The sequence below is a fragment of the Coleofasciculus sp. genome (assembly GCF_046539235.1).
Lineage (GTDB): Bacteria > Cyanobacteriota > Cyanobacteriia > Cyanobacteriales > Coleofasciculaceae > Coleofasciculus.
Genome location: NZ_JBKHHI010000440.1, coordinates 1 through 5,312, shown reverse-complemented (window position 1 = coordinate 5,312; position 5,312 = coordinate 1). Strand labels below are relative to the sequence as shown.

The 5,312-nt window shown below is 46.4% G+C and carries 4 protein-coding genes and 2 pseudogenes; 2 read left to right on the top strand and 4 right to left on the bottom strand.

Annotated features, from left to right (window positions below; genetic code table 11):
• Positions 1-137: pseudogene (locus tag ACLFWI_RS26250) on the top strand (photosystem II q(b) protein); the annotation flags it as partial.
• A gap of 268 nt (positions 138-405) precedes the next feature.
• On the opposite strand, the gene ACLFWI_RS26245 reads toward ACLFWI_RS26250, so the two are convergent.
• The 4 genes and pseudogenes from ACLFWI_RS26245 to ACLFWI_RS26230 form a co-directional block, all read right to left on the bottom strand.
• A complete protein-coding gene (locus ACLFWI_RS26245) occupies positions 406-849 on the bottom strand; it encodes an OsmC family peroxiredoxin (protein ID WP_446415366.1) in 444 nt (147 codons plus the stop codon).
• A gap of 144 nt (positions 850-993) precedes the next feature.
• Entirely contained in the window at positions 994-1,548 is a 555-nt protein-coding gene (locus ACLFWI_RS26240) for a DUF2231 domain-containing protein (protein ID WP_446415365.1), read from the bottom strand.
• A gap of 39 nt (positions 1,549-1,587) precedes the next feature.
• Entirely contained in the window at positions 1,588-3,288 is a 1,701-nt protein-coding gene (crtO, locus tag ACLFWI_RS26235; RefSeq protein WP_446415364.1) for a beta-carotene ketolase CrtO, read from the bottom strand.
• Between the two features lie 157 nt (positions 3,289-3,445).
• A pseudogene (locus ACLFWI_RS26230) lies at positions 3,446-3,655 on the bottom strand (glycosyl transferase family 1); the annotation flags it as partial.
• 275 nt (positions 3,656-3,930) lie between these two features.
• Between ACLFWI_RS26230 and ACLFWI_RS26225 the strand changes: the two are divergent.
• Positions 3,931-4,986: a mevalonate kinase family protein gene (locus ACLFWI_RS26225; protein WP_446408248.1), complete on the top strand. Its 1,056-nt coding sequence runs from the start codon at positions 3,931-3,933 to the stop codon at positions 4,984-4,986.
• The last annotated feature ends 326 nt before the right edge of the window (positions 4,987-5,312 follow it).

Below are 5,312 nucleotides of genomic sequence, written 5' to 3'. Positions count from 1 at the left end.
CCTGGGCAGACGTACTCAACCGCGCCAACTTAGGTTTTGAAGTCATGCACGAGCGTAATGCTCACAACTTCCCCTTAGACTTGGCGGCTGGTGAAACCACCCCAGTAGCTCTGACAGCTCCTAGCATCAACGGCTAGTTCTGTGAATCTGAATTAGAGATTTAGTCGTAGGGTGGGCAATGCCCACCCTACTGCTTTTTTCATTTAACGAGGGGATTTGGTGGAACTATAAGACCCACGCTATATAGCATTACGCATTGAGGTTAGGACAATAAAATTGGGTGTAAAGGCAACAGGGGAATGTCCTAACGTATCCCGGTAGTGCTATAATTAGCAATTTAGCGTGGGAGCGTCACTCAGGGACTGCTAATGAGTCAACGATGAACCATGAACCATGAACCATGAACTATGACGTTAAAGCAGCATCAAGTTCGATTTCTACATTTTGACGCAAGGCATTAGAAATTGGACAGGCTTTCTCCGCTTCTTGGGCAATCTGTCCAAATAGAGTATCGTCCAGGTTCGGAACTTGTCCTTGTGTGGCTAGACGCATTTTGGTGATCTTGAACCCCCCATTTTCCTGAGATTCTAGCGAGCAGAATGCCTGCGTTTGAAGACTTTCAGCTTTATAGCCTTTTTCTGCCAAAGTATGAGCAAGCGCCATGGTGTAACAAGCAGCATGGGCAGAGGCAAGAAGTTCTTCAGGATTTGTACCTGGGGTATCCTCGAAGCGCGTAGAATAGGTGTATGAAGTATGGTTGAGGATATGACTCTCAGCATTAATGATACCATTGCCGCTTTTCAAGTCGCCATTCCACTGTGCTTGTGCAGTTCGGGTTAGTGTAGTCAAACTTATACCTCCTAGTTTTATTGAATTGATGTTTTCTTCTGTTAAACGCTGCCGCGTTATTCACATCATTCGCCAGTTCATAGTAGAAGTTATGAGTAGTAACTGCATGTGTCACAAGGTAGATCCTGCATTCTCTTGTTCGCATTAAGAGACATGAGTCTCACCCGAACCAATGATACCCACCTTATGACGGAACATTAATTCACCCCCATACCAACCACTAGCTAGTAGCAGAATTGCCACGATTGAGGAAAGGATCAGTCCCACGGGAATAATAATAGTCACTGGTTTGCCCAATCTGAGGAAAAAGTTAACACCACTCAACACCAGTACCGCCACATTGAGCAGCGCATGTACCCAACCGGCTGTACGCTGGCGGACTCGGGAAATACGCAGGAAGTCTACAAGACCAATTAATGCTGCTACAATCGCTGAGAGTAATCCCAGTCCCAATAGCCAAATTGAGGCTCTTGACCAAAATACATCGCGGGTTAACCAATAACCGATATCTGTACCAGCGACACCACTCAAAAACGCGATCGGGAAAATGACAATGATCGGATGGATAGGATGACCAAAAATTGCGACCGAACTGGTAATTCCTGTTCCCCGATATTCTGTCTCCCGGCTATCGATGAGGGGTGGAATGCTGGGATAAGGGACGTTTTCGCTTTGAGTTTGAAAATCTCTAGTTTCCATGGTTTTCTCCTAATGGTTATATGGAATTAAATCACTGCTTTATTGGGCAAGTTTAGAAACATACTCAAGTCGGGATTTAAGCCAGTTTCCGGCTTCCTTGAAGTTCTGGTTGAAGGGCTGCTGGGTGTTGAGAAATACGCGGGCGCAATTACGTCCAGGTAGACCAGAAATTGAGCCCCCGGGATGAGTTCCTGCCCCAGTCAGGAATAATCCGTCAATGGGAGTTTGATAATTGGCAATTTCGGGTAGAGGACGGAAGAATATCATCTGGTCTAGGGTCATATCAATGTGATAATGATTCCCTTTGTAAACCCCCAGACGATCGCTTAAATCAGCCGGACTCTCCACTCGACGGGCAATAACGGAATCTTTGACGTTTGGCGCATACTCTGCCAGCTTGTCTATGATCCGATCCGCGACTTGGTTCTTTCGCTCCTCTGTCCACCCTGTACCAAACAAACCCGTCCCTTCAGCGCCACGAATTTGATAGGGGGCATAAAACTCAATCCATAGCGTATGTTTCCCTTCTGGTGCCATCGAAGGATCGAGGACGGTTGGCACAGCCACCCACAGCGAGATATCCTGATCCGGAATATGTCCCATTATCGGCAAATTATGAGCCGCTTCGACCTGATTAATCGAGTCGGCAATTAGCACTGACCCCATTAAATACTCATCTTTATGGTCATACGCTTCAAAACGAGGCGCTTCTGAGAGAGCGCAGTCTATCTTCAAAATGCCGTCATTACTATTGACAATCCGACGCTTGATCCGCTCGTTTAACTCAGGCGCGATCGCTTGGGCATCGGCTGGATCAATAAGCTGAAGAAAGAGACGCTGGGCATCAATGCTGGAGATAATCCCTTTTCTCGCCCGATACTCCTGACCCCCTGCAACCCGAACGGCTTCGGCTCGTCCATTGTTGCCCATGAGAATCCGCTCAACATGCTGATCAGATAAGATAGTGCCTCCATGATGCTTCACCACCTTGATTAAGGCTTGGACTAAGGCACCCGTACCCCCACGCGGTCTGGCGGTACCAGGGTCATGACGGAGTGCCATCATTATCGCCCCCATCGCGATCGTTTTCTCAGCCGGAGAAGCCCCCAGTTCAGAGGCAAGTCTGGCTAAGGGGGCTTTGACAAATTCGGAGTCAAACCACTCATTTAATGAGTCCTTAGGACTTGTCAGCATGGTACGGAGCAAGTCCAGGGTTTTATCCACGCCTCCTAGCAATGAAAACAGGTCTTGCAGGTTATGCAGCCCATAGTTCCCTAAAATATCAATGATCGATTTAGGAGGTGCGTTGAATATAGGAGTAATGGCTTGAATCAGGCGATGCCAAAAGTCCATATACTCTCCATACTTCTGAGCATCACCCTGGCTATAGCGAGCGATTTCTGCACAGGTTTTTTCGACGGAATGATGAGCTAAGAAATACTTGCCATCTGGATGAGGACAGAAAATAGTGGGATCGCAGTACAAATACTCAAGCCCAAACTTGGTTAACTCAAGTTCTTCAACAACTGGTCCTAGGTGAATAAATTCGTGATCAATCGCACATAGGTTAAAGTAGAAGCCTGGAGCTTCTTCTGGCATAGCTTCCTCAGTTGTAGCGGCTCCACCTACGACAGAACGCTTTTCGAGTAGCAAAACGCTGTAACCTGACTTGAGCAAGTAACCTGCACAAACTAAACCATTATGACCCGCACCGATGATGATGACATCATAAGTTTCCATAAGGTAGAGATATTTATATTTTCCAGATCGTAAGGAACTTGCATGGTTTGTTGAATCTACCCTAAGGAGTAAGTTACTTAAACAAAGGGTACTGACTTATGCAAGGGTGGGATATAGTTAAATGTATGTTCGACTTGATTGTGCTGATCTACGTTGATTAGTTTTTTGAAGCTAAGACTGGCTTCCCAGTAGATACAACCTGTTCAATGATATCAGCCGCTCGATTCACTCCTCCAGCCCGACGAATTGCTTGTTGTAACCGTATTGCATTTTGTTGGTAGGAATCTTCTCTCAATACCTTTTCAATTGCACCTCGCAGCCGGGAAACATTTAAGCGTGCTAGGGGGACAAACTCGCCCATTGGTGTCAACTTAAGCGCTAAAAGCAGGGGAAGCAATGTAGAGACGTGCCATGGCGCGTCTGGAAGCAGGGGAAGCAGGGGAAGCAAGAGAATGCTCTTGCGGATTGCTCTTTCTCCTGTAATAGCTTAGGGAGCAAGCTTCACGATTAGTTTGTGTAGAACGGCTAGTGGGTCATATCAGTATGAAGTTGTAAATGGCATGAGCGTAGAGCGATCGCGCCAAGACGTTAACCTCCAGAGTAATCTATTAATAGCGATCGCGATAATTATAGGGGTTATGAATGAAACTGTTTGTGCCAGGTCGCCTTTGTCTTTTTGGTGAACACAGCGATTGGGCGGGAGGCTACCGCCGCCTGAATCCTCAGCTAGGAAAAGGTTATACCATTATCACAGGAACCAACCAGGGACTCTCTGCCAACGTCAAGCCCCACCCCAGCCACTTCATCCTTCACGCTTCTCTGAGTGATGGTACTCGTCCAGAACCCATTCAGTTACCCATGGAACGCTCTGTTCTCCTTGCTGAAGCCCAAAAGGGAGGGTTTTGCAGTTATGCGGCTGGCGTCGCTTATCATTTTCTCACCTACTTCCAAGTAGGTGGCGTAGAAATCGATAACTATTGCACTGATTTACCCATACAGAAAGGATTATCATCCAGTGCCGCCATTTGCGTTTTAGTCGCACGCGCCTTTAATCGCTTATATGACCTAAAAATGAATCGGCGAGGCGAAATGGAATATGCTTATCTGGGTGAGACAACTACACCTTCTCACTGTGGACGTATGGATCAAGCCTGCGCTTATGGGAATCAACCAATTGCCATGATTTTTGATGGCGCATCGGCGGATATTATCGAGCTAAACGTTGCCAAAGATTTGTTTTTTGTCATTGTTGATCTGGGCGCGAGTAAAAATACCCAAGAAATCCTCAGTCGGCTGAATCAGTGTTATCCCTTTGGTACTGATAACGTGCAGAAGAATGTACAACACTATCTCGGCACTATTAGTTATCAAATTACTCAAGAAGCCGTTGAAGCACTGCAAGCGGGAGATGCTCCCAAGCTGGGTCAGTTGATGACAAAGGCTCAAGCTGAATTTGATCGCTATCTCATCCCCGCTTGTTCCCAACAATTGACGGCTCCCGTTTTGCATCAACTGCTCAATTATGAGCCGATTCAACCTTATATTTTAGGGGGAAAGGGTGTAGGTTCTCAAGGCGATGGTACTGCCCAATTTATTGTAAAAAATAAAACCAGCCAACAAAAAGTTATCCGAATTATTCAGCGAGACTTTCCCAAAATGCATCCCTTGACGCTAACTATTCATGCCAATTCCGAGTAGTCTTGACCCTTCACTTTGCTAGTTGGGCATGGCGCGTGAGTTTTGAGTGTATAGGGGTGAGTTTATGTGCTTTCGGGCAGCTATTGATGATAACGTTACCTCAAACCCATTCTTTCCGAATGTAGGGGCGGGTTTCACTACTATCGTTTACTTTGCACCCAGATGTCACTAAACCCGCCCCGACTAAGTTTTGAATTTTGACCTTTTTAAAATCAAGGCTTTGAGGACGATTTAAGGTTCATTTAGTGCAAGCAATAAGCCTTGATAGGAAAAAAACTGACACAATAGCGAGCGAGACGCAAAGCCTGCGGCATGGCTTCGCTAAA

Bases quoted from the DNA above. Each gene is read 5' to 3' on its own strand.
- ACLFWI_RS26225 (WP_446408248.1), top strand. From the start codon at position 3,931: ATGAAACTGTTTGTGCCAGGTCGCCTTTGTCTTTTTGGTGAACACAGC.
- ACLFWI_RS26240 (WP_446415365.1), bottom strand. From the start codon at position 1,548: ATGGAAACTAGAGATTTTCAAACTCAAAGCGAAAACGTCCCTTATCCC.
- crtO (WP_446415364.1), bottom strand. From the start codon at position 3,288: ATGGAAACTTATGATGTCATCATCATCGGTGCGGGTCATAATGGTTTA.